The following is a 24,669-nucleotide window of genomic DNA, read 5'->3' on the forward strand; positions in this document are numbered from 1 at the left end:
TTTATTAAAATAAACAGAAAAGGAAATTTATTCGACGAACTAGTATAAAAGGAATTTTTATCTTGTTTTTTTGTATTATTTTTTTACATTTTTTTATTTTTCTAAAGACAATATTGGAAAAATGGCATAAAATATTGAAGGATGCATAGTAAGGTATTATTGTAATAAATGAATACATATAAGAGAGTGAAGAATGAAGTGAAACTTCCATCAGTGGATGAATACGGTTGGCTCAGAATGATAGAAAGGGTGTGGAATATGCCGGATTTAGTTAGTGACGTAGGTCATTATATGAACTATTTGGTAACAAAAAGAAATACGATTTCTAATAATATTTCTAATGCGAATACACCAGGTTATAAAGCACAGGATGTTACATTTTCTGAACAAATGCAAATGAGTAATGAATTGTATAAAAAAAATGCATCTGATTTAAAGACGAATTCAAGTTTATATCAAACAAATAAATTGCATTTGCCAACAGCAAATGTAAAAAATACATATGCAAAGATTCAAGAGAAATCGATGCAAGTAAATAAAGATGGAAATAGCGTTGATGTAACAACAGAAATGCTAGATTTGCTAAAGACAAATCAATTATACGGTATTTCAATCAATGCGATTAATACACAGTACACAATTAATCAAGCAGCAAGAGGACGTTAAGAAAAAAGGAGAGACAGCTATGTTTCAGGCAATTAATGCAAGTGGATCAGGACTAACTGCCGCACGAAAGTGGATGGAAGTAAGTTCTGATAATATTGTCAATGCAAATACAACAAGTGCACCAGATGGGGAACCTTATCGTCGTCGCAGTGTTGTATTAGAATCAAACCGTAATTTTGCAAGTATGCTCAAGGAAGCTCCAAAAGATGGAGTGAAAATTACACGAATTGAATCAGATCCAAATGAAAATTTGGTTTATAACCCGTCACATCCACATGCAAATGCAGAAGGGTATGTTCGTTATCCAAATATTGATATGACAGCTGAAATGACAAATGTTATGGTTGCACAAAAAATGTATGAAGCCAATACAAGTGTATTAAATGCAAATAAAAAAATGCTCGATAAAGATTTAGAAATCGGCAGAGGATAATAGGAAAGAGGGAGAATATGAAAATTGAACCAATGTTAAATACACAGCCATTTGGATCTATTCAATCAATTGGTACACCTAAGAATTCGCAATCGTCCGTGATTGAGGGCAAGAGATTTATCGAATTATTGGAAGATATGAATCAAACACAAAACAACGCTCAAACAGCAGTATATGATTTGCTTACGAAAGGTGTAGGAGAGACGCATGATGTCCTTATTCAGCAAAAAAAGGCAGAATCACAAATGAAAACAGCTGCTGTTATACGTGACAATCTGATTGAAAACTACAAGCAGTTACTTAATATGCAAATTTAGGAAAATGGACGGGTGTGTTTAAATGGAAAAGATAAAAAATGTTTTCCAATCGCTAAAAACATGGCATAAGATGGTTATTGGTGCTGCGATTTTAGCGATTGGAACAGGAGCGCTTTTATATTTCACCTTGCCAGATAAATATGTTGTTGTCTATCAAAATTTAAATGATGCAGATAAGCAAGAAATTACAGCAGAATTATCAAAGCTAGGTGTAGATTATCAGTTAGTTAATGATGGATCTATTAAAGTTTCAACAAAAGATGCTCCTTGGATTCGAAAAGAAATGAATGGAATGGGATTGCCGTTTAATTCAAAAAGCGGTGAAGAGATTTTATTAGAAAGTTCTCTTGGATCTAGTGAACAAGACAAGAAGATGAAACAGCTTGTCGGTACGAAGAAACAACTTGAACAAGATATTGTAAGAAACTTTGCAACAATTGAAAGTGCTAATGTTCAAATTACGTTACCTGAAAAAGAAACGATTTTTGACGAAGAAAAGGCGAAAGGAACGGCTGCGATTACAGTTGGGGTAAAACGTGGTCAGCTATTAACTGAAGATCAAGTTGCAGGTATTCAGCAAATGATTAGCGCAGCAGTTCCTGGAGTAAAGCCAGAGGAAGTTAGCGTTATTGATAGTAAAAAAGGTATTGTTTCAAAAGGTGCGGATGCATCAACACATGCAAGTTCGTCTTCTTATGAAAAAGAAGTAGAAATGCAACAGCAAATTGAAAACAAGCTGAAACAAGATATTGATGCGACATTAATGACAATGTTTAAATCGAATGAGTTTAAGGTTAATACAAAAGTTAGTGTTAATTATGATGAAGTGACACGTCAATCCGAGAAATATGGTGATAAGGGTGTGCTTCGTAGTAGACAAGACCAACAGGAACGTTCAACGGCGCAAGAAGGCGCTGACGTAAAACAAGGCGCGGGTATTACGGCAAATGGCGAAGTTCCAAATTATGGTACAAATAATAATCAAAATGGTAAAGTTGTTTACGATAATAATAATGGTAATAAAATTGAAAACTATGAAATTGATAAAACAGTTGAGACGATTAAAAAACATCCAGAATTAACAAAAACAAATGTTGTTGTTTGGGTAGATAACGATACATTAACAAAACGAAGAATTGATATGACGACATTTAAGGAAGCAATTGGAACAGCAGCAGGTTTACAAATCGATCCAAATGGAGAATTTACAAATGGCCAAGTGAATGTTGTTACTGTTCAATTTGATCAACAAAAAGAAGAGAAAACGAAAGAACCAGAACCGAATGGCTTCAACTGGTGGTTAATCGGAGGAATTGTGGGAGGACTTCTTGCATTAGGTGGTTTGATTTGGTATTTATTGGCAAGACGTAAGAGAAAACAAGAAGAAGAAATAGAGGAATATGAATCATTGGCAGAGGAAGAAGTAGCAGCTACTGATGAAACAATTATGGAAATTCCTGAAGAAAAACTAGAACCAGCAGAACCGGCAGAACCGACAGAACCAACGTTAGATGAACAAGTGCAAGATGCTGCGAAAGAGCATGTAGAGGGCACTGCAAAAGTTATTAAAAAATGGTTAAATGGACAGTAAGGGAGGAAAAATGATGCTAGATGAAATCTCCTCCAAAGAAAAAGCTGCGATTCTTATTCGGACATTGGATGAAAAAGTAGCAGCGAAAGTCATTGAATATATGACAGCAGAGGAAAAAGAAATATTACTGCGTGAAATTGCTAAATTTCATGTGTATAAACCCGAAACATTAGAAAATGTATTAGGACAATTTTTATATGAATTAAATGTGAAAGAATTGAACTTAGTTACGCCAGATAAAGAATATATTCGCCGCATATTTAAAAATATGCCGGAAGAAGAATTAGAAAAATTATTAGAAGATCTTTGGTATAACAAGGACAATCCATTCGAGTTTTTAAATTCACTTACAGATTTAGAGCCATTACTAACGGTTCTAAATGACGAATCGCCGCAAACAATTGCTATTATTGCATCGTATATTAAACCGCAGCTTGCTTCACAATTAATCGAAAGATTGCCAGACCATAAGCGTGTGGAGACAGTAATGGGTATTGCGAAACTTGAGCAAGTGGATAGTGAGTTAATCGGCAAAATTGGTGAACTATTAAAATCAAAATTAAATAATATGGCATTTAGTGCTATTAACAAGACAGATGGACTTAAAACAATTGTTAACATTTTAAACAATGTTTCACGCGGTGTGGAAAAAACAGTTTTTCAAAAGCTGGATGAAATGGATTATGAGTTATCTGAGAAAATTAAAGAAAACATGTTTGTCTTTGAAGACTTGCTTGGTCTCGATGACCTTGCGCTCCGTCGTGTCCTAGAAGAAATTACTGATAATGGTGTCATTGCGAAGGCGCTAAAAATTGCTAAAGAAGAAATTAAGGAAAAATTATTTACATGTATGTCTTCTAACCGTAGAGATATGATACTTGAGGAATTAGATGGTTTAGGACCACTTAAGATGACTGAAGCAGAAAAAGCACAGCAAACTATTACAGGCACTGTTAAAAAGCTAGAGAAAGAAGGAAGAATTGTCATTCAAAGAGGTGAAGATGATGTCCTTATTTAAAAACAGAATTCCTAAGAATTCTGTTTCTTTTTCTGAGGAAACGTATGAATTACAATTTCCAAAGCCAATTTATTCAGAACACGAAGAAATAGAAACAGAAATAGAAATAGATCATGCAACATTGCTTGCTCAGCAAGAAATGCTGCATACTGAAATGAACAAATTAAGAAAAGAGCAACAAATATTTCAAGAAGAAAGACAACAATTTTTGAAGGAAAAAGAACAATTCCACAAACAGGTTGAGGAACACATGCAACAAATGGAAATGGAGCATGCTCAATTTCAAGAGAAGCAGCAAGAAACGGCCTATGAATGGGCAGAATTGCTATGGGATCAATCATTACAGCTTGCTGAAAAAATTGTGAATCAAGCGATAGATACAAGAGAATTGGATATTCTTCCAATTTTAAAAGGAATTGTTCAAACACTTCCAACGTCGTTTGAAAAACTAATTATAACGGTTCATCCAGAAACTGTTGAGCGCATCGAAGAAGAAAAAGAATATTCGAAAGAGTATTGGCTTCTAGAGCTTGTAGAATGGAAATATGATTTTTCCTTACAATTTGGTGAATTTGTCATTGAGGAAGAAAAAGAGTTTTTCGAATTTAAGTTCAAGCCTATATTTGAAAAACTTCGTCAAAAGTGGGAAGAACAAAAGGTATTTGAGGAGACAAATGTATGAACAGTATGTTAATGAATCAACATCAGAAGTGGAATACATTTATCGAAACGTCGTTTTATATAAAAACAGGAAAAGTGCATAGTGTGCAGGAACAGTTCTTTATTTCGAAAGGTCCAAAAGCTAAAATTGGTGATGTTTGCCTTGTTGGGGAACATCACGTTTTATGTGAAGTGATTGCAATTGAAAAAGAAAATAATATGTTGCTTCCATTTGAACAGACTGAGAAGGTATGCTATGGGGATTCTGTTACATTAATTGCGGAAGACGTTGCAGTGCCTAGGGGAGAGCATTTACTTGGGAAAGTGTTAAGTGCGAATGGTGAGATTTTAAATGAACCGAGTGAAAATATCCCGCTTCAAAAAGTAAAACTAGATGCACCTCCTATCCATGCGTTTGAAAGGGAAGAAATTACCGAAGTATTTGAAACAGGAATTAAATCTATTGATGCAATGTTAACAATTGGAGTTGGTCAAAAAATTGGTATTTTCGCGGGATCAGGTGTTGGTAAATCAACATTACTTGGAATGATTGCGAAAAATGCGAAGGCTGATATTAATGTGATTAGCTTAGTAGGGGAACGTGGTCGCGAAGTGAAAGATTTTATTCGTAAAGAACTTGGAGAAGAAGGAATGAAAAAAAGTGTTGTTGTTGTGGCGACTTCTGATGAAAGTCATCTGATGCAACTTCGTGCAGCGAAGCTAGCAACATCAATTGCTGAATATTTCCGCGACCAAGGGAATAATGTTTTGCTTATGATGGATTCTGTTACGCGTTTTGCTGATGCAAGACGAAGTGTCGATATTGCAGTCAAAGAGTTGCCAATTGGTGGGAAAACACTCCTTATGGAAAGTTATATGAAAAAACTACTTGAGCGTTCTGGAAAAACAAAAAAAGGGTCTATAACAGGTATATATACTGTTCTTGTTGATGGTGATGATTTAAATGGTCCAGTACCAGATTTAGCTCGTGGGATTTTAGATGGTCATATTGTATTAACGCGTGAACTGGCAACGCTTAGTCACTACCCAGCTATTTCTGTGTTAGATTCAGTGAGCCGTATTATGGAAGAAATCGTAACGCCAGATCATTGGAAGCTTGCAAATGAAATAAGAAAAATGTTATCTATTTATAAAGAAAATGAATTGTATTTTAAATTAGGAACGATTCAAGAAAACGAAGAGAATGCTTATATTTTTGAGTGCAAGAATAAAATAGATGGTATAAATACATTTTTAAAGCAAGGCCGGACAGATTGTTATCACTTTGAGGATATTGTTCAAGCGATGCATCATATTGTATAAGGGCCTCGCGTATGAGGTCTTATTTTTGTTTTTAATATTTCACAGATTTTTTTTGAAAAAAACTATATAATAGAAAAAGAGAGCGTTATAATAGAAAGGGGTTATAAAAATAGGTGAATAAACAGCAGTATGATACGATAAAATTGCAAATCAATCAAGAAAAAGAACAGATTTTAAAAGAAGTATACAAATTGACTTCTGAAAAAAAGAAACTAGAGCAACAAAAAGAATATGATTTACATGTTTTTCAGTCGCGTAGTAAAATAGCACAAAATGGAAAACGAATTATGGTTGGTATGCTTTCTTCTCATACGTTTTCGCCTGAAAGAATAGAAGAATGGAATCGGAAAATACAAAAAATAGCTGGATTTATTAAGAAAAATGAAGTTTTTTTAGAACAAATAAAAGAAAAAGAACGTGTAATTGATGAAATGTATCAAGAAGATTGTAAAAAACTCACAAAAGAGCAGGAGAAATTAGAAGAAAAAATGCTTCTTGATTTAAAAATGTGCATGAATGGATGAGGTGAATTTTATGATTAATCCTGTACTTCCAGTGCAGCTTCGCTCGCCTCTGCAAAATGAAAAACAGGTAGGATTGAAGTTGAAAGATGAAGATTTTTCATTTTTAACTAAAATGAATGAAGAGTCACTAACTGATAATAAAACAGAAGAGAAACTTAAGGAAACAAAAGAGGAGACTGTATCACAAACACAGGTTGCGGTATCCGATATTTACCGAATGGAAAACGATAACATAGAAGCTCCCTTTACACTTAAGGAGAAAATAGAAGAGAAACAAAAGATGGAAAAATTGCTATTGGAAATTTCTGACCAAGCACTGGCAATGGAACAGTTACGTATGCAACCAGAATTGTTATATCAATACATACAAAAAATACAAGAGTTATATAAAAAACATGGAAATATAAAGATAGATGAGTTACCAGCAAAAGAGATTCAACAACTACAGGCGTTTTTAAAAGACTTTAATATTGAAAATGTTATATGTTTAGAAGATACAATTCAAATGATGCTAGAGAAAGTAACTTCATTAGAAAATATGTTATGCTCTTTTGAATCTATTCAAAAAGAATCATGCGATATAACGAAAGTAAGTGCTCTCGGCTCACCAATGAATCAAGCAGACTTTGAAAATCAACAAATGGAAAAAAACGACATGTTAAAAGAAGCATTGGCTAATACAGAAGATAAAGAAAAGGTTCAAAAGGAAGCTCTTGATGGGTTAGAAGAGAATTTAGAAAGTAAGGAAGATTCTATAAAGAACAAATCAACTGGAGAATCGAATATAAATTCCATTCTTGCTGGAAATGATGCGGTTGTAAAAAAAGGTGACGCGCAATTAAAAATGCCAAAAGTTTCACTTTCAGATTTAGGAAATAAAATGGAGGCGAAAGTAGAGGCGTTACAGAAATTTATTGTCAAGCAAGAAAGAGTATTATTTCAATTAAATCCTGAAAAACTCGGAACATTAACCGTATATATGAAAAAACAAGGCAGTCATATTCAAGTGCATATCGAAATGGATAAACAAGATGCGAAAAAAAGAGTTGAAATGATTTTTGATGAATTAAAGTTCAAATTGAAAGAGAAAGAGATTCATATTGAATTAAGTTATGCAAATAGGGATCAACAGCGCCAACAACAAGAGCGTGAGCAAGCACAGAAACAAAGAAAAGTTGTAATGAAAAAAGCAAAACATACAGAAGAAGATTTTGCTGGTTTATTGGAGGGATAAAAAGTGCCGAGTGTTGGATTAAATGCAACAAATATGAACCATATGCAAACGACTCAAACACAAGCTCAAACGAAAGCAGGAGCCACAACAAAAGCAGATGAGCAAAAAACACCTGGTGTTATGGGGAAAGATGATTTTTTAAAGCTTTTTTTAACAAGTTTGCAATATCAAGACCCATTTAATGCAATGGATATGGATCAAATGATGAATCAAATGTCGCAAATGTCTCTAATGGAGCAGGTGCAAAATATGACAAAAGCAGTAAATGCTCTAAAAGATACCGTTAATACAACAGCGCTAGATGGCGGGATGAAGTTTCTAGGTAAGTATATATTAGGACCATCTACTGATGGAAACCAAATATCTGGAAAGGTAGATGCCGTACGATTAGCTGCGAACAATGAAGTTCAACTTGTTGTAGGGGATAAAATTGTATTGATGAAATATGTGACGAATGTATCAGATAAAGAGATAGAGACAATTGAGAAACCAAAACAAAAAGAAGATATGAAGACAGAAACTAAGTAATTATATAAATAAGCATAAGGAGTGTAAAATAAATGATTAAATCATTATATACAAGTATTTCAGGTATGAATGCAATGCAAAACGCATTAAGTGTTACATCTAATAACATTGCCAATGCACAAACGGTAGGATATAAAAAACAAAAAGCTGTGTTTGATGACTTATTATATAACAATACAGTAGGTGCTAAAGGTGATGACGCAAAGGCTGGGACAAATCCAAAAAGTATCGGTAATGGTGTGAAATTTAGTGGAACATCCACAGATTACAATGGCGGTTCCATTACAATGACAGGTATAAATGGCCAAGTTGCAATAGAAGGGAATGGCTTTTTTGTCGTAGGTGATTCTCAAGGAAATGGTGTTCAATATACACGTAAAGGAACATTTGGTAAATCTGAAAATAATTATATTGTCAATGGAGAAGGTCAGTATGTATTAGCTTACAAGCTAGACGAAGATGGGAAGCCAGACACTTCACATCCGGCAGGTCCAATCTCAATTCCATTAGGTTCAGCAATTGACGGAGAAGTATCCAGTAAAGGTTCATTGATAGGTAACCTTTCTAGGGATAATAAGAAGATTATACATGATTTTCCGGTATTTAATAAATCTGGGGATAACATTACTATGCGTGTACAGATTGAACAAGTTACGGAACTCGTAGATCCAGACTTACCGATAGGTGCTGATGGTAAACCAATATTGCCAAAAGATGATAAAGGCAATCCGATAAAACCAGAAAAGGTAGAAAAGCCAGTTCCAGGCAAGTACAAGTATACTGTGTTAACACGTAATAACTCAAAAAATGAAAAAGAATTTACTCCAATTGCGGATGATAAAGCACCTGGAGAGAAAAAACCAACTTTAACGAAAACTCTTGAATTTGATTCTATTACTGGTAAATTAACAAGAACTGATGAAGCTGTTGTACGTGATCCAGTGACAAAAGAGGTTATAAAAGGAGGACAAGTAGATATTCCATTTGGTGGGGACACTTTCAAGTTAAATTTAAGCCAGCTTACAAATTTGCCAACGAAAGATACATTGGATCATAAAGATGTAAATGGTAGGGCAGCAGCAGTAGCAATGGATTATAAGATTTCTGATAATGGTTATGTAATGGTAACTTATTCAGATAATAGTACTCGGGCTGTTTCTCAGTTAGCAGTAGCGACATTCAAAAATCAAGATGGTTTAATGAAAGTAGGAAATGGTAACTATGTTCCAACAGCATCTGCAGGTGATCCATTTATAGGTGTTGCTGAACAAAATGGTGCTGGAAAAATAATAGGTGGTGCACAAGAAGGTTCTAACGTTGACTTATCTGTTGAATTTGTTGATTTAATGCTATATCAACGTGGGTTCCAAGGAAATGCAAAGGTAATTAAAGTGTCGGATGACGTATTAAACGAAGTTGTAAATTTAATTCGATAATACAGGGTAGAAACATGTAGTAACTTTGATAGTTGCTACATGTTTATCTGATAGATGGAAAGGGTTTTTTCGGATTATGACAAGACAAGAACGAATTTTGCAATTACCTTTTTTTCAAGATAAGCCAGAACTTGCAAAACAAATTATAAAAATAGAACAAGAAGAACATCGCTATTTGCCGGATCAATTTGAAATAAAGAAAATTCCGCCTTATACATTCGGAGAAAGACAAGCTGTTATTGGGAGAATTCATGAATTTTATTTTGTAGGTATTTATAGTGAAAACAATTGGAAGTATCAAGCTTTTACAGATGTGATGAAGTGCCGGGAATTTTTTATTAATCTGTCAAGTATTACAGAACAACAATTGGCATTTTGGTTCAATAACATTGAACTACTAGCTGCTTCTTAAATGAGACTGAAAGGAGCATATCATATGGTACAAAATAAATATCGAGTTACATTCATTTCACCGAGTGAAATGGAACAACGTACGATTATGTCAGCAAATAGCTTACCCGATTTAATTCGAAAGGTTGAGAGTATTATTGCTGATCCTAACGGTTACTTTGTTAATGATAAGAAGAACAACTGTTATTTTAAAGTAATAAAAGAGAATGTAACGTTTATTCAATATGAATTATTATTTTCAAATAGAGAAATTCATATTGAAAAATTAAAACATGTTGCACCTGCTATATTAAAGAAACTATTCCAAAAGATAAATGACCCTGAACTCTATGTACTTTCTCTTCTTGATGTAGATATTGCAACAAAAGAATATGTATTAGCAGCAATGGAACCATCTTTACGAATGAAAGTGGAAACAGAACTTGCGAAAAAATGGGAGTCACTTCCGTCGGAAATTGTAGAGGCGCAAGAAGTATTATTAGAGGCGTTAGCTTCATTTATACAAGAATAGGTTCATGAGCCATCTATCTGTCATTTTTGTTAGATAGATGACTTTTGTTTATTTGTAAATTTAATAAATGAATATAAGGAATATTGGAAGGGGAGCGACACCTATATGTCACAAGCGCAAAGTATTTTATTAGAAAGCGGAACAAATGAATTAGAAATCGTTACATATACTGTTGGCGAAAATTTATTTAGCATTAACGTAATGAAAGTGCGCGAAATTATTAATCCATTTCCTGTCACATCTGTGCCAGAATCTCATCATGCGGTTGAAGGTGTTGTGCAAGTACGTGGTGAAATCTTACCGGTTATTAATCTTGCGACAGCGTTAAATTTAAAATCTACAAAACCATTGGATCAAACAAAGTTTATTATTTCAGAACTCAATCAAATGAAAGTTATTTTCCGAGTAGATGAAGTGCACCGTATTCAGCGCATTTCTTGGGAACAAATTGATGAGCCATCATCTTTATCAATGGGGCTTGAAGAAACAACATCTGGAATTGTAAAATTGGATGGGAAAATTATTTTATTATTAGATTATGAAAAAATTGTTTGTGAAATTAGTAATACTGGCTATGAAGCAAATAAACTTTCAGGACTAGAACAAAAAACAGATCGTGCTGAAAAAGTTATCTACATTGCGGAAGATTCAGCAATGCTTCGTCAAATCTTAGAAGAAACGTTATCAGCAGCAGGATATACAAAAATGAATTTCTTCAGTAATGGTGCAGAAGCTTTAGCGCAAATTGAAAAGTTGGCGAAGGAACAAGGAGAAAAAATGTTTGAGCATATTCATTTGCTTATTACAGATATTGAAATGCCAAAAATGGATGGACATCATTTAACAAAAGTAATCAAAGATCATGAAGTAATGAACAAATTACCAGTCGTTATCTTCTCTTCTCTTATTACAAATGAACTATACCATAAAGGTGAATCTGTTGGAGCAAATGCACAAGTAAGTAAACCAGATATTCAAGAATTGATCGGTTTAGTTGATAAGCTTGTTTTATAAAATAACCCTTCTATGAAAAAAGAGTATATATTCACCTAATTGTAACCTCCCAGTCCAATATTCTTCTTGAATATTAAGCTGGGAGGTTTTATTACATAGAGTAATAAAATATGACTTTTATGTTTGAAGTGAAAAGAGAAAAAGTAAAAATAGGAAAATATGATATATCTTATGAAGGAATAGCATCTTCTTACTTCGTAAAGCCGCAAAATTTTTTCGGTGAAGTTGTAAGAGTTGTATTATATAATTTACAGGGAAAGGTTTCCTCTGTATAAATAAGAAAAAGATATTTCGAGTTTAATAAAACATCTAACAATAAAAAAATATGTTTTATTTCATTTCGATATTTTTTATACATTTTTGTCTGTTTATTATTTGACAGATAATTTAGAAATGGTATAATGTGGATGTGAAAAACTTTCTAATTTCTAGAAAGACAGAAATAACATGAATATTGTGAAAGAATGAGGGGGGAGTGACACAAACTATGTATCACCACAAAGCGATTAATGTATTAAGTCTTTTACAAAACATGTCAAATGATAAGAAAAATGATACATATTTAGAATCAGAATTTAAGAAAATCGAAAAACAATTTCAAGTTGGGTATGAAGAGCTAGTTGATTTATATAATAGAATGGTATTATTTCAAATAGATATTGAAAAAAATGGTGGGATGTCAGCATATGAAAAATCAAATATCACATGGTTAAAGTCTGAACTCGAGTTATTATATGCAGTGTATCAATTTTGTCAACGTCATGATTTAAACATTGCTAACATTTCAAAGTATATTAGTAAAAAAGAATTGAATCTTTTTCAAAAAACGGAGAGTCAATTACAAAATACATATTATAAATTAAAAAAAGAAGAAATACCGTTTGAAAATATAAAAAAACAAAAGCCAGGACGTAAACGTAAATATGTAACGGTGAAAGAAACGACCCCAGAGTGGAAACAAGAGCGAAGAGCAATAGCTAGTACAGATATTTCAAAAGTAGGGACGGAGTATAACCTTGTTACAGTACTTTCAGGAATTGTCGATAATTTTGAAACGATTAGCGAGCATAGTGAGAAAAAAGAGTATGAACTCCATCAGTTTATGGAAGGGATTTATAAGTTGTCTAGCATAGCCGCAGGGCGTGTGAAAGAAGAAACTGATACGAATGATCTAGAAGGTGAACTTGAGTTCTTACGAAAGGAAAATGAGCGGTTAAATCGCGAAAAAGAAGAATTAATTACAGATGTGAAAGAAATCACACATCATTTGATTCATTTCATTACGAGTTCTGATATTGATCAAATTCGTTCGCTCCCGTATTTTGTAGATGTATGTAAACAAGATTTACATAAATTAGGATTGTACAATGCGCAAGATAGTAAAATGAAGATTATGATTGACCGCAATGGACAAGTGATGACAGTAACACAATAAAAATTTGGGTACAAAACAAAAGGGAGATACATAACCAGATATGTATTTCCCTTTTGTTTTGTATGGAATTTTTTCAATCATAAAAGGGTATATCAAATTATAATTGTAGTAACTTTAATATCATTTGTGGTACTTGATTTGCTTGTGAAACCGTACTTAATGTGATTTCTGTTAGCAGCTTATCTTTTACAAACTCGCTCATTTCTTTCACTATATCGGCATCTTTCATATGAGGAGTAGCATCGACCATAGTGGTTGTATGATTAGTTAAACGTTCAATATTAAAGTATAAGCGCTTTACAAGCGTCTTGATATCTTCTTGATAGAGTGAGATAGTTTGTAAAGCTAAATCTATTTTATTGATAGCGGTTGAAGCTATGATGTTAGTTGGTTTAGAAGAAGAATTATTAATTTGTTGACGTTTTTGTAATGAAGAAGATAAAAGATTAATAGTATTACCAAAATCATTAACTACGATTTTTATGTTATCTTCATATTTATATGATAGAATATCACTTGAAGAATTTGTATTACTTATATAGCTAATTTGTTTTATAAGCTCTCGAAACTCTTTGTCTAGAGTATTTTGATTGACACTAGAATTTATACCGCTGACTGTTTGTACAGCAATATCACGCATTCGTATTAATATACGGTTAATGGTTTGTAAAGAAGTTTCCATCTTGCGCAATAACGAAATAGCATTTTCATTATTGCGAATTGCTATATGCAATTTGGGATTTCTCACGTGCATTCTTGTTGTAAGAGCAAGCTCGTCATCATAGTCAGTAGTAGGATTCATTCGTTTTCTGGTTGTAAAATGTTCCGCTGTCTGATTCCTATATGTTTCGTTTTGATTTAGCATATGTAGAACTTGTATATTTGTTCCAACTTTCATGTTTTTGTACACCCCCTTTATGTTTAAGTATAGAAAATTTTTATTGGAATTTAAATACCATATTATTAAGTTTTTGTATTTTATAAAAAAATATTAAAAAACATGTAAAATAATAATATAATGATTATAGGATGATATATTCTTATAAATAAAGGAGTTTTAAAAATAGTATGAAACCATTTATATCAGCATGTTTAATCGTAAAGAATGAAGAAGATATGTTACGAAAATGTTTAGAATCCCTGCAAGGTGGGGTGGATGAAATTGTTGTAGTTGATACAGGTTCAACAGATACTACAAAAGAAATTGCAAAAGAATTTACAAATAAAGTATATGACTTTGAATGGACAAATGATTTTGCGGAAGCACGTAATTTTGCAGCCTCTAAAGCAAGTGGTGAATGGATTCTTGCAATTGATGCGGATGAATGTGTAGATCCAGAGAATCTTGCTGCTGCAATAGAGGAAATCAAATCGCATGATAATAAATTTGATGTGTATGCAGTTGAAATTAATAGTTTCTCAGATGAATATGGAGAGAGTCTATCCACGAATCATATGGAGAGAATTTACAAAAATAACGGAGAATTTTATTTTTCGGGAGCCATTCATGAACAAATTGTAAAAAAAGGAGAAAGACGACAAGAATTAGCCTTTTCAACATTAAAACTTTATCATTATGGATATTTACTAAATGTAGTCAAGAAGAAAAATAAGCGAAAGAGAAATATGGATATTCTAAAGAAAGAATTGAAATCTAATAGCAGTGATGGTTTTACTTATTTTAACTACGGACAAGAGCTTAGAAGCTTAGGAAAAACAAAAGAAGCATTAGAGTCATTTATAAAGGCTTATCAGAATAAAGAAGATGTTTATAAAGAATGGGTAAGTAGATGTTTATATTTTATTGTTGAGATGTTAGTAGAATTAAAACGTTATGAGGAAGCAATCGTAATTATTAATGATGCAGAAGAAATATTGCCTACAGCACCGGACTTTCCATTTTGGAAAGGTGAGATTTATTTTAAACAAAAACGTTTTGATGATGCGAAAGAAGTATATATGTACATTATTTCTAATAACGGAGTATATATAAATACGATTTTTAATGTTGGTTCAAAAGCGTTCTTTCCACATGTAAGGCTTGGTGAAATCTATACACAAGAAAGACAACACCAACAAGCTTTACAACATTATGTAGAAGCACTAAATGAAAATAATTCATCCGTTAAAATTATTGTAAATATTATTAACTTATTAAGCAAATATCATACTCCAGAAGAAATATATGATTTTATAAGCACCCGTCAGATTATTAAATCAGATTATATTCGTATCGAAGTACTAAAACTGTTACTAGATCTAGGTTTAGGAAAAGTGGCAGTACTACTTATGAATGACTTTATAAATCAGCAACAGTTGCTTATTAGTTCGTTGCAATTGAAAGCAAATATGATTATTGCAGAAAAACCGCTACAATTTGCAATAGATACTTTGATGTATGGTATACAAATGGAAGTATTTGATATAGCGGACCTTATTGTACTATATGCAATGACAAAAGACGCACATGTTCAAACTGTATTGGAAAATTCTAAATTTAAACATGTATTTTACAATTTGTTTAATAAAACAAAAAACGTGAAAAAAATAAAACAAGCTGAATATTTACCAATCTTAGAGAAAGCAATACGTTTTCAAAAGGAAGAGTTTGTAGAAAAACTCATTTCGTACTCAAATTTATTTCCAAAGCAAATTCATGCTAAAATTGCTGATTTATTTTATAACAATGCATATGAAGAAATTGCAATGGATTTTTATCAGTTATCAGATGAAAATCATATCTCGAAGCAAGGATATGTGAATATTATTGAATGGTTAATCGCCCAAAATAATAAAGAAGAAGCGAATCGTATTGCCTTGCAAGCTATAGAGCGATTTAAAACTGATTTCCGTTTCTATAAACTTAGTCTAGAAAGTAGTGAAGGAAATATGAATGAGATAGTGAAAAAAGCAGTGAAGATGTTTCCAGACAGTAATTGGCTATTAAAGAATAATATCATTTAAATTAAGTATAAATAGGAGAATAGTATGAGAGCGATTATTTTGGCAGCTGGAATAGGATCTAGGTTAAGACCAATGACAAATGATAAACCAAAAACACTTGTTGAAGTAAATGGAAGCCCTATGTTGAAATATATAGTAGATGCATTGGTTAAGAATGAAGTATATGATATCGTAGTTTGTACAGGGTTTTATTCAAGGGATATTGTTAATTTTTGTAAAAAAAGATACCCAGATGTTCATTTTGAATTTGTATATAATGAAGAATACGAGACTACAAATAATCTGTATACATTATATTTGGCAAGAGAATATTTAATAGGTGATTGCATTTTAATGAATGCAGACATAGTTTTTGATGCTAATATTATAACAAAGCTAACTTCTTTTGCTCATAGTGCTATTTGTGTTGATAAAGATAGATTTTTAGAGGAATCTATGAAAGTGACAGTTAGAGAAGATGGGACAATAAAAAATATTTCTAAACAAATTCAGCAATCAGATTCATATGGATGTTCAATTGATATTTACAAATTTTTATCCAAGGATATATCGGTTGTAAAAGATAATTTAATAGAGGTTATAGAGGTTAAGAAGCATAAAAATGAATGGACAGAAACGTTATTAGACACATTGATGAATTCTAAGAATATAAATGTTCTACCTCTGAATATTGATAATGCTTGCTGGTATGAAATAGATAATTATAAAGATTTATCAGTAGCTGAAAAACTATTTAATAAAAATATAATAAAGTTAAATAAGAAAAAAGTATTTGTTTTGGATTTGGATGGTACCTTATATTTAGGGAATCAATTGATACCAGGTTCTAAAGAGTTTATAAAACAGCTTTTTCAACAAAAGAAAAAAATATATGTAATGACCAATAATTCTTCAAGAACACCAAAGTATTACCAAAAGAAACTTATGGATATGGAGATAGAAGGAGAAATTGAAGTAATTAGTTCTTTAGATTTAGCTATTAATTTTTTTAAGAAAAAAAAGTTACAAAGAATATATTGGATGGCTAATGTAGAAGTAGATAAATATATGGAGGAAAATGGCTTTATTTATGATGAGAATACTCCACAAGGTTTGCTATTGACATATGATACAGAAATAAATTATAAAAAAATACTGACATTTATTAAACTAATAAATAAAGGGGTCCCATATTATGCTACACATACTGACATGGTATGTCCAACAGAATTAGGGTATGATATACCTGATATCGGAAGTTATATTGAACTTATAAAATTAACTACTGGTTATAGGCCACAAAAAATATTTGGTAAGCCCAATTTATATGGTATACAACACATAATAAATCAAGAAAATGTTGAGATGAAGGATATTGTCTTGATTGGTGATAGACTATATACCGATATTAAGTTAACAGATAATACAGATATAACTTCTATATTAGTATTAAGTGGCGAGACTAGTAGATATATGTATGAAGAATCTTCTATTAAAGCAGATATTATTGTGGATAGTGTTAAAGAGCTTTGTTCGTATATTTAGTTAATGTAATGCAATAAAAACTAAAGGTAAAAAAGTATTCCATTGTTTGAACTGTATTTCTATATAAAGAGAAGGTTATAGGTAACTTAAAAGATGGCCTAGGTATTTTGGGGTATACCGAAGCCATCTTTTGAGTGTCCATTAATAACGATTATGACTAATTGCATTAAATTCTTTTTACTTACTGATATTATCCAGTTATGTCATGTGTATAGTTATTTTATTAAATGAAATATCACTAGTGTTGCTTTGAACTATAAAAATTCAAATTATTAATTTTTATAGTTCAAAGCAACAAAGGAAGCATCTGAATAGAGGTAGGAATATCTATTTGATTTTTATTTAAAACTAGAGTGACATCTATATTTTGTTGATTACGGTACAGCTTTTCATTAGATCGTCCACCGTGATATATATATGAATTTTCTTCAGGTTCTAAATCAAAGAGGTTGGTAAGTAGATAAAGTGCATTTCCTTTCGAATCTATAATTTTCAGTAAACGAAAAAAGTCTTCCACATGATTTTGTGTTATACCAGGTATTTTAAAATCGTAAATTTCTTGTATGACTGAGTTTTCACTCATCCTAGAAATAGAAAAATAGTTGCCATCTGTCATACGATCAAATTGTTCATAGTTCAAGTACCAACAAGCACATTCTTGCGTATTTGTGATCATATCTTTTTCTGGACAGGACTTACCTTTTCACATGAACACGAGACATAAGTGGAGCTTCATATCGGTTTTTGTTTTCCAAAATTGTCCATTGGTGACGTGCCAAATTGAGCAGTAGCGTGCTTGAATTAATAATCTTTACAGGCATATTCATTTTTGAATAACCTGTTTTTGATGCATTTGAGTGATTAAATCCATGAAATATATCAGGGTTCATTTTGTTTAATCGACGTGATAGCTGTAAAACACTAATAGAATCTAATCGTGTTAGTAACAGTGGAAAAATCCTTTATAATGGAGGTTTCAAATTCCTCTAAAATATCGGACAATAGTTTCAAAACAATAATGATGGAGTGAAGAAACTATTGTCAAGATTGGGGGGGTTTGTGATTAGGGAATTGTATTAAAAAGGCTGGACAATTAAAGCGATATCTGAAGAAACAGGATTTGATCGTAAGCCCGTATTCAAACAACGCATATAAATAGAGTAGCACTTCCTAGTATGATAAACTTATCACATTAAGGAGATGTTTTCATATGCCACAACAAAAACGTACCATTGTCCCTGTAACATTACATAGCGAAAGAAAAAATACTTCTGCAACAAAATCAGCAGTGCTTTCCTCAAAACCTACTTGCAGGATTAAAACGGGCAACGCTGAAAACTTCTTCTACAATAGCGTAGATGAGCATATCATCCAAATGGTTATGAGGGAGTTGAAAGATTAGTGAAACACGATTATACAAGTGTGAAAAACATTTATATCATTTGCGGTAAAATAGATATGCGAAAAGGAATTGATGGACTGGCAACACTGTTTCTTTCGAACTTGGTTCATATGACGATTCCATTTTCTTATTTTCTGGGTGGAGCAAAGATTGTTATAAATGTTTGTACTTCGATGGGGATGGCTTTGTCATGCTTTATAAATGTTTGGATAACGGCAAGATATTGAACACGCTCTTGAATGTGAAAAATGCAATGGTGATGCGTTTTAAAGAGATATGAACAAGGCGATGCACTTATTGTAACTTCAAATAAATTTTTTATAGAGTGGGGACAAATTTTTAGAGATAAGGTGTTAGCCACAGCCATTGTAGACCGACTTTTACATCATGCAACAACATCTAATATTAAGGGAGATTCATATAGGCTTCGCGAGAAGCAAAAAGCTCGAATACAACTAACAACATTAAACCACTAATAAAAGGGAATTTGTTTTCGTTAAAAAGAGAGCATTTCAATACGTTATTGATAATCGTGTTTTCTTTTGAAGTTGGTCATCAAATAAACAATTATTTAGTGCGTGCAAACTTTTCGTTTCATGTAATTGCGCAAAGAGTAATAATTTCAAAAACGAATCTGTCTTTAATTTTTTCATATAGTGATTTAATTTCGTTATTTTTGTATTTTTATGTTTAATTATAATAAAAAGTTTGTTGTTATAATTGAACATAAAAATACAAAAAAGAGTTATAGACCTTTTAATGCCCATAACTCGGGAGCAATTCAATTTAGTGAATTGCTTTTTTATTATCGAATTTAGTCAGTTGATCCTGAAGAAGACGAAACATAATTTACAATCAATATAGAAAGAGTGTTGAAGAAATTTTAAGAACACTATGCAAATACAAAGGTGTAGAAATAATAGAAGGACATTTGATGCTAGATCATGTTCAAATGTTGGTAAGTATTCCTCAAAAGTTATTTGTTTTAAGTTTTATGAGTTATTTAAAAGAAAAGAGTGCGCTCATGATGTTTGATAAACATGTAAATATAAATTTGAAAATAGACATTTTTGAGCAGAAGGATATGATATGAGTACAGTGAGATTGAATGAAGTAACAATAAAAAATATACAGTTTCAAAGAGGAGTACGTCATATCAATAGCCCTCCAGGGGTGGACAAAGTGGAAAAGCCAGCGCTTTTAGACGCTGGCTGGTAGTATAGGCTTTGTGCAAACTATTCTTTAGAAAGGTGGCTATGATTAATTATAAAGATATACTATTTTTTAAAATGAAGATTTGCAATAAATTCCCATGTTCTTTTTGATGAATTTGCATCTTGATACGTATGAATTTTTTGTGATATTTGTTTTCTTATTTCTTGATAATATATAGTATTAGTGTTATAAGAAATAATTTCATTTTGTAAATCTTGTTGATTAAACACTTTTGGTCCTGGTGTCCAATCTTCATAAGCTGATAATAAGAAACCACGATCCTCATAATATTCTTCTACATCTGTTGGAGTAAATATAATAGGCTTATCTAGTAATAAGTAATCAAAATAGGTAGAAGAATAATCTGTAATTAATAGAGTGGTTGCACTTAATACTTCATAAAGATCTGTTTGTTCCTTTTCTAATCTTTCTGTTGGGAATACACTTATATTAGAAAGTTCTTTTAACATATCATGATAACTTTCACCAAATATTGGATGAGGTTTTACAATTAATTCGAAATTGTGTAGTTTCAAAAAATGATTAAAGCTATGTAAATTAAATTTGTTAAAGCCAAATAAGTTCGAAGAGTAATCTGTATGGTTTGGTTGAGTTTTCGAACGAAACGTTGGCATATAAAATATAAATTTTTGATTAATATCATTTTTGTTTAGCAATTTAAACAATAATTCCCGACTGTTTTTATTAAATAATAAATCATTTCGAGGAGCACCAGTAATCACAAAGTTATTGGGATTTACTCGTATACATTTGTATAAAGCCTCATTATATAGTGGGGAATAAGATGTTAAATAATTTAGTTGACTAAAAATAGAAGCCACACTATTTTTATCATGATAATTGTGATCAGTATAAAACATAGTTTTTAATGGAAAACCATGCCATAAATCAATTACAATTTGATTTGGATTGAAACGTTGTTTATTAAAACGGTATTCCATATTTGTTGTAACTACAATATCACTATCTACTATTTTTTGAAAGTATTCATTTGTAAACTTGTTTCCTGAAACAAGTTCAATTTTAAAGTGCTCTTTTATATAGTCAGGAATTGATTTATACAAGGCAAGGGTATTACATCCACTGAAATTTCTATATGTAAGTAAAATTTTTGGTTTTTTATTTTTTATTATGATATTTTTTTTAAAAATATTTTGTTGAAATTGTATATTCGAAATTGCCCAATACTTATTTTTTTTGGATAAGCATATTTCATATTCTGAAGTGTTTGTACCTTGAATCAGTTGAAATTGTACAATTGCTACATTGTTATTAATATCTAAGGAATGTACTTTAGGATAGCAAACGAAGTAATCCTTTGATGCTACAATGTTATGCTTTATTAAGAAATTATCAATCTCTTCCAAAAAAGTATTTAGAATACTATTTTGTTCTTCTACTGGGTTTATTTTCTGTTTTTGCTGTGAAGCTGTAAGTATTTTTTCCTTAATAACTGTTAATAATTTTATATAGTGTTGTAGAAGTTCAGGATTCATATGTTTAATATACTTTTCCACAGGTGCAACAAAAACATTTTGGAAACTTCCTGTTTTTAAAATTAAATCAGCATCTAGAGTTTGAATCCAATTGGTAAGAAGTGTAATTATTTGTTGTTGCATAGCAGGGGTATTTTTGGTTAAGTTACCAATGAAAATGTAGTGAATACTCCCTTCGATTACTCTTCTAACATATATAGTGAAACCTGGATTTTTTAGGCCATATTCACTTTTCTCAAAAAGGTGTTTTACTTTTTCAAATGCGCGAAAGTAGTATTGTAAATAAACTATCGGTGTAGTGAATGCAGACTGTGTCAAAGAAACATTTTCAGAATCTCTATTTCTATAGAAATAAACAATAGAAGAAGTTATACATATTTTTTTAGCTTTTAAATATATATCCACTGAAAAGGGTTGATCCTCAGCTAAAGGTAGGTCAGTAGGAAAGAATGTTCCTTCGAATACTTTTTTCTTATATAATTTCCCCCAACTATAAACATTAGAAAAAATTTCTGGGTTGGCATCAATGAATAATTGTCGTGTAATAGGCGAGTCTAATTCTTTTTGAATTAGGTTGGAGGATATAGTTTTAAATATTTCATATGCGCCTATAACTAAATCAGCTTTTTGTTTAGATGCAATTGTATACATTGTTTCTAGTGCTTTTACATGTAATAAATCATCGGCATCTACAAATGTTATGTAAGAACCTGTAGCTAGTTGCAAACCCGTATTTCTAGCATGTGCTACACCACAATTTTCACCTTGCTTTATAAGCCTAATTCGCTCGTCTTTGTTAGCATAATAAGAAGCAATTGAAAAAGTTTGATCTGTTGATACATCATCAACTAAAATGATTTCTATATTTGGATGGGTTTGATTTAATAACGATTGAATGGTTTGCTCTATATATTCTTCAACATTGTACATTGGTACAATGATAGTAATCTTATCTTTATTCAAATTCTATTTCTCCTTTATAAAAGTTTATTTATAGTATACGATAATTTAAATTGTTTTTGAATAGTATGTTTAAAAGGTATTCTTACATATAAAAAATAAACCTTTCTGCTTGCAGAAAGGTTTATTTTTTATTTTCGTCAAATGGATTATTGTAATAATTTGCTCACCATTTGTGGCGTTTGATTAGCTTGAGAAAGCATGCTTACACCAGCTTCACTTAAAATCTTGAATTTTGTCATTTCAGACATTTCTTTTGCCATATCAGCGTCTTCGATTTGAGAAGCAGAAGCAGACATAGCTGTAGCTTGGTTGTTTAAGTTTTCGATATTATAATCTAAACGATTTAAAGTTGCACCTAAAGTTGCACGGTGATCAGCGATTGAATTAATTGCGGCATCAATCGTACCAATTACAGAATCAGCGTTAGATTTATTAGCAATAGCGTCAGCAGCAGATACACCTAAAGTTGATGCTGTAACTGCAATCAATGAAATGTCGATTGTATCAGCACCAGAAGCATCAGTAGACTTAATGTTAACTGTAGTAGCAGTATTTAATAATTTTGTACCGTTGAATGATGTATTAGCAGAGATATAATCAATTTGTCCAGCTAATTCTTTAAATTCTTTTTGAAGAGCAGTATGATCAGAAGTATCATTCGTACCATTTGCAGATTGAACTGCTAAGTCACGCATACGAAGTAAGATGTTTGATACTGTGTTTAATGCTGAATCAGCTGTTTGAATCATAGATTTACCATCTTGTGAGTTACGAGAAGCAACGTTTAAACCGCCTTCTTTTGCACGCATACGAGTTGCAATTGCAAGACCTGCTGCATCGTCAGCTGCACTATTGATGGATTTACCGCTTGATAAACGGTTCATTGCAGTGTTCATTTTTTCTTGGTTTTGGCGCATGTACTCTTGAGTACGCATGCTATTAATGTTAGTATTGATTCTCATTATGAAGAACCCCCATTTTTTATTTTATTTTATTTTTTTGTAAATCTCAAAACGATAATATACAAAAAAATCAATTTCGAGATTTATTGTAATCCTTGTTATAGCAAGTGTCAACTAAAAATTTGAATGAATGAATATAAAAAATAACAGTTTAACATTTTTTTCATTTTTTTATTACATATTATGAAAAGGATTATTGCAAACTTTAAAAAAAAACTCTAATATTAGATTATCTTTGTTTACCGAAAAGGTGATATTATGATGATTAGAAATATAGTAAAAGAAGTTCTTTCCTATAAGAGAGGACAAATTCAGCAAAAGTTAAGTAGTCCTCAATCTTTTGTAAGCAGTCGTTTTCATGAAACATTGCAAAGTACGCCAGTGAAAGAGGTGAAAGCTACTGCGCAGCCTACAAAAGTAGACGAAGTGAGCCAATCGACTCAACAACTTGAGATGTCTGAATCAAAGCAGGTAGCAGAGGTTCAAACGGCGCAAAAAGAATTTGTGCGACGTTTCCCAGAAACGAAGAATGAGAGTGTAGATGCGTGGGGATTAACAAAGAAATATAATATTCAAAAAATACGTTCTGAAAATGAAGAGAAGTATATGGATATTATTGATCGAGTAAGTCGTACATACGGAGTTCCGAAAACATTAATTCAAAAAATGATCGAAGTCGAATCGGATTTTAATCCAAAAACGGTATCTCATGCCGGCGCAAAAGGATTAATGCAGCTTATGCCAGAAAATGTGAGAGAACTAGGTGTGCAAAATCCATTTTCACCAGCGGAAAGTATTGAAGCTGGAGTGAAAGAACTTGTTGGTTATTTAAAGAAAAATAACGGAGATCTCGTTTTGGCGCTTGCCTCTTATAATGCTGGTCCTGGCAATGTAAGAAAGTATGGAGGTGTACCGCCTTTTAAAGAAACGCAAGGATATATTAAAAAAATATTAAATATTGACGTTTCGAAATAAAAAAATTCATAGTATATAAAGAAAAATATGATATTTTGGTGAACAT

24 protein-coding genes and 5 pseudogenes are annotated in these 24,669 nt (G+C 31.7%); 24 read left to right on the plus strand and 5 right to left on the minus strand.

What is annotated here, in order from left to right; genetic code table 11:
* Nucleotides 1-237 precede the first annotated feature (237 nt).
* The 16 genes from flgB to MR058_RS04110 all read left to right on the plus strand — a co-directional run bounded on the left by flgB (nucleotide 238) and on the right by MR058_RS04110 (nucleotide 13,101).
* Nucleotides 238-666 carry a flagellar basal body rod protein FlgB gene (flgB, locus tag MR058_RS04035; protein WP_049759297.1) on the plus strand — a complete coding sequence of 143 codons (429 nt, stop codon included), beginning with the start codon at nucleotides 238-240 and terminating at the stop codon, nucleotides 664-666.
* Between the two features lie 19 nt (nucleotides 667-685).
* Entirely contained in the window at nucleotides 686-1,099 is a 414-nt protein-coding gene (gene flgC / locus MR058_RS04040; RefSeq protein WP_242142750.1) for a flagellar basal body rod protein FlgC, read from the plus strand.
* Between the two features lie 17 nt (nucleotides 1,100-1,116).
* Nucleotides 1,117-1,416 (plus strand): flagellar hook-basal body complex protein FliE, encoded by a 300-nt coding sequence (gene fliE, locus MR058_RS04045; protein WP_012093850.1) that lies wholly within the window; start codon nucleotides 1,117-1,119, stop codon nucleotides 1,414-1,416.
* A 22-nt stretch (nucleotides 1,417-1,438) separates the two neighbouring features.
* Complete coding sequence (fliF, locus tag MR058_RS04050; RefSeq protein ID WP_242142751.1) at nucleotides 1,439-3,007, plus strand: flagellar basal-body MS-ring/collar protein FliF; 1,569 nt, start codon at nucleotides 1,439-1,441, stop codon at nucleotides 3,005-3,007.
* A gap of 13 nt (nucleotides 3,008-3,020) precedes the next feature.
* Nucleotides 3,021-4,025 carry a flagellar motor switch protein FliG gene (fliG, locus tag MR058_RS04055; protein WP_041809616.1) on the plus strand — a complete coding sequence of 335 codons (1,005 nt, stop codon included), beginning with the start codon at nucleotides 3,021-3,023 and terminating at the stop codon, nucleotides 4,023-4,025.
* Complete coding sequence (locus MR058_RS04060; protein WP_242142752.1) at nucleotides 4,012-4,707, plus strand: FliH/SctL family protein; 696 nt, start codon at nucleotides 4,012-4,014, stop codon at nucleotides 4,705-4,707. Before fliG ends, MR058_RS04060 begins: the two co-directional genes overlap by 14 nt.
* The gene (locus MR058_RS04065) at nucleotides 4,704-6,008 is read left to right on the plus strand and encodes a flagellar protein export ATPase FliI (RefSeq protein WP_242142753.1); all 1,305 of its coding nucleotides are present in this window, start codon (nucleotides 4,704-4,706) and stop codon (nucleotides 6,006-6,008) included. The genes MR058_RS04060 and MR058_RS04065 overlap by 4 nt, the downstream gene beginning before the upstream one ends.
* A gap of 113 nt (nucleotides 6,009-6,121) precedes the next feature.
* Nucleotides 6,122-6,532 (plus strand): cytoplasmic protein, encoded by a 411-nt coding sequence (locus MR058_RS04070; RefSeq protein WP_242142754.1) that lies wholly within the window; start codon nucleotides 6,122-6,124, stop codon nucleotides 6,530-6,532.
* A 10-nt stretch (nucleotides 6,533-6,542) separates the two neighbouring features.
* On the plus strand, nucleotides 6,543-7,766 hold the full coding sequence (fliK, locus tag MR058_RS04075; RefSeq protein ID WP_313949154.1) for a flagellar hook-length control protein FliK: 1,224 nt from the start codon (nucleotides 6,543-6,545) through the stop codon (nucleotides 7,764-7,766).
* Between the two features lie 3 nt (nucleotides 7,767-7,769).
* Complete coding sequence (locus MR058_RS04080) at nucleotides 7,770-8,294, plus strand: flagellar hook capping FlgD N-terminal domain-containing protein (RefSeq protein WP_396021415.1); 525 nt, start codon at nucleotides 7,770-7,772, stop codon at nucleotides 8,292-8,294.
* A 32-nt stretch (nucleotides 8,295-8,326) separates the two neighbouring features.
* Nucleotides 8,327-9,730: a flagellar hook protein FlgE gene (gene flgE / locus MR058_RS04085; RefSeq protein WP_242142756.1), complete on the plus strand. Its 1,404-nt coding sequence runs from the start codon at nucleotides 8,327-8,329 to the stop codon at nucleotides 9,728-9,730.
* A 76-nt stretch (nucleotides 9,731-9,806) separates the two neighbouring features.
* Nucleotides 9,807-10,142 carry a DUF3964 family protein gene (locus MR058_RS04090; protein ID WP_012093859.1) on the plus strand — a complete coding sequence of 112 codons (336 nt, stop codon included), beginning with the start codon at nucleotides 9,807-9,809 and terminating at the stop codon, nucleotides 10,140-10,142.
* 24 nt (nucleotides 10,143-10,166) lie between these two features.
* A complete protein-coding gene (locus MR058_RS04095; RefSeq protein ID WP_012093860.1) occupies nucleotides 10,167-10,652 on the plus strand; it encodes a hypothetical protein in 486 nt (161 codons plus the stop codon).
* Between the two features lie 105 nt (nucleotides 10,653-10,757).
* Nucleotides 10,758-11,666 (plus strand): chemotaxis protein, encoded by a 909-nt coding sequence (locus MR058_RS04100; protein WP_242142757.1) that lies wholly within the window; start codon nucleotides 10,758-10,760, stop codon nucleotides 11,664-11,666.
* Between the two features lie 119 nt (nucleotides 11,667-11,785).
* Nucleotides 11,786-11,941, plus strand: coding sequence for a hypothetical protein (locus MR058_RS04105; RefSeq protein ID WP_242142758.1), 156 nt, complete (start codon nucleotides 11,786-11,788; stop codon nucleotides 11,939-11,941).
* A gap of 212 nt (nucleotides 11,942-12,153) precedes the next feature.
* The gene (locus MR058_RS04110) at nucleotides 12,154-13,101 is read left to right on the plus strand and encodes a DNA-binding domain-containing protein (RefSeq protein ID WP_242142759.1); all 948 of its coding nucleotides are present in this window, start codon (nucleotides 12,154-12,156) and stop codon (nucleotides 13,099-13,101) included.
* Between the two features lie 97 nt (nucleotides 13,102-13,198).
* On the opposite strand, the gene MR058_RS04115 is transcribed toward MR058_RS04110, so the two are convergent.
* Nucleotides 13,199-13,999, minus strand: a complete 801-nt coding sequence (locus MR058_RS04115) for a flagellin (protein WP_242142760.1) — start codon at nucleotides 13,997-13,999, stop codon at nucleotides 13,199-13,201.
* A gap of 170 nt (nucleotides 14,000-14,169) precedes the next feature.
* Between MR058_RS04115 and MR058_RS04120 the strand changes: the two genes are divergently transcribed.
* Complete coding sequence (locus MR058_RS04120) at nucleotides 14,170-16,065, plus strand: tetratricopeptide repeat-containing glycosyltransferase family 2 protein (RefSeq protein WP_242142761.1); 1,896 nt, start codon at nucleotides 14,170-14,172, stop codon at nucleotides 16,063-16,065.
* Between the two features lie 24 nt (nucleotides 16,066-16,089).
* Nucleotides 16,090-17,589, plus strand: a complete 1,500-nt coding sequence (locus MR058_RS04125) for an HAD-IIA family hydrolase (RefSeq protein WP_242142762.1) — start codon at nucleotides 16,090-16,092, stop codon at nucleotides 17,587-17,589.
* 286 nt (nucleotides 17,590-17,875) lie between these two features.
* Here the strand turns inward: MR058_RS04125 and MR058_RS04130 are convergent, their stop codons facing one another.
* Complete coding sequence (locus MR058_RS04130; protein ID WP_242142763.1) at nucleotides 17,876-18,265, minus strand: hypothetical protein; 390 nt, start codon at nucleotides 18,263-18,265, stop codon at nucleotides 17,876-17,878.
* Between the two features lie 534 nt (nucleotides 18,266-18,799).
* Here MR058_RS04130 and MR058_RS04135 point away from each other — a divergent pair.
* From MR058_RS04135 to MR058_RS04140, 3 genes and pseudogenes are all read left to right on the plus strand, one after another.
* Nucleotides 18,800-18,991: a hypothetical protein gene (locus tag MR058_RS04135; protein WP_242142764.1), complete on the plus strand. Its 192-nt coding sequence runs from the start codon at nucleotides 18,800-18,802 to the stop codon at nucleotides 18,989-18,991.
* A 106-nt stretch (nucleotides 18,992-19,097) separates the two neighbouring features.
* Nucleotides 19,098-19,271 (plus strand): annotated as a pseudogene (gene tnpB, locus MR058_RS23575) (IS66 family insertion sequence element accessory protein TnpB); the annotation flags it as partial.
* Nucleotides 19,261-19,467: pseudogene (locus MR058_RS04140) on the plus strand (ATP-binding protein); the annotation flags it as partial. The pseudogenes tnpB and MR058_RS04140, both read left to right, overlap by 11 nt.
* Nucleotides 19,468-19,530: 63 nt before the next feature.
* Here the strand turns inward: MR058_RS04140 and MR058_RS04145 are convergent.
* Nucleotides 19,531-19,719 (minus strand): annotated as a pseudogene (locus tag MR058_RS04145) (DUF4372 domain-containing protein); the annotation flags it as partial.
* A gap of 143 nt (nucleotides 19,720-19,862) precedes the next feature.
* Here MR058_RS04145 and MR058_RS04150 point away from each other — a divergent pair.
* Together MR058_RS04150 and MR058_RS23265 are read left to right on the plus strand one after the other, a co-directional pair.
* Nucleotides 19,863-20,062, plus strand: a pseudogene (locus MR058_RS04150) (transposase); the annotation flags it as partial.
* A gap of 18 nt (nucleotides 20,063-20,080) precedes the next feature.
* Nucleotides 20,081-20,209, plus strand: a complete 129-nt coding sequence (locus tag MR058_RS23265) for a hypothetical protein (RefSeq protein ID WP_277926422.1) — start codon at nucleotides 20,081-20,083, stop codon at nucleotides 20,207-20,209.
* Nucleotides 20,210-20,268: 59 nt separating this feature from the next.
* On the opposite strand, the gene MR058_RS04155 is transcribed toward MR058_RS23265, so the two are convergent.
* Together MR058_RS04155 and MR058_RS04160 are read right to left on the minus strand one after the other, a co-directional pair.
* Entirely contained in the window at nucleotides 20,269-22,686 is a 2,418-nt protein-coding gene (locus tag MR058_RS04155; protein WP_242142765.1) for a bifunctional glycosyltransferase/CDP-glycerol:glycerophosphate glycerophosphotransferase, read from the minus strand.
* Between the two features lie 146 nt (nucleotides 22,687-22,832).
* Nucleotides 22,833-23,648, minus strand: a complete 816-nt coding sequence (locus MR058_RS04160; protein WP_242142766.1) for a flagellin N-terminal helical domain-containing protein — start codon at nucleotides 23,646-23,648, stop codon at nucleotides 22,833-22,835.
* A 606-nt stretch (nucleotides 23,649-24,254) separates the two neighbouring features.
* On the opposite strand from MR058_RS04160, the pseudogene MR058_RS23830 reads away from it, so the two are divergent.
* Nucleotides 24,255-24,602: pseudogene (locus tag MR058_RS23830) on the plus strand (lytic transglycosylase domain-containing protein); the annotation flags it as partial.
* Nucleotides 24,603-24,669 lie beyond the last annotated feature (67 nt).

This window comes from Bacillus cereus group sp. BfR-BA-01430 (assembly GCF_022663115.1).
Classification (GTDB): domain Bacteria; phylum Bacillota; class Bacilli; order Bacillales; family Bacillaceae_G; genus Bacillus_A; species Bacillus_A cereus_BD.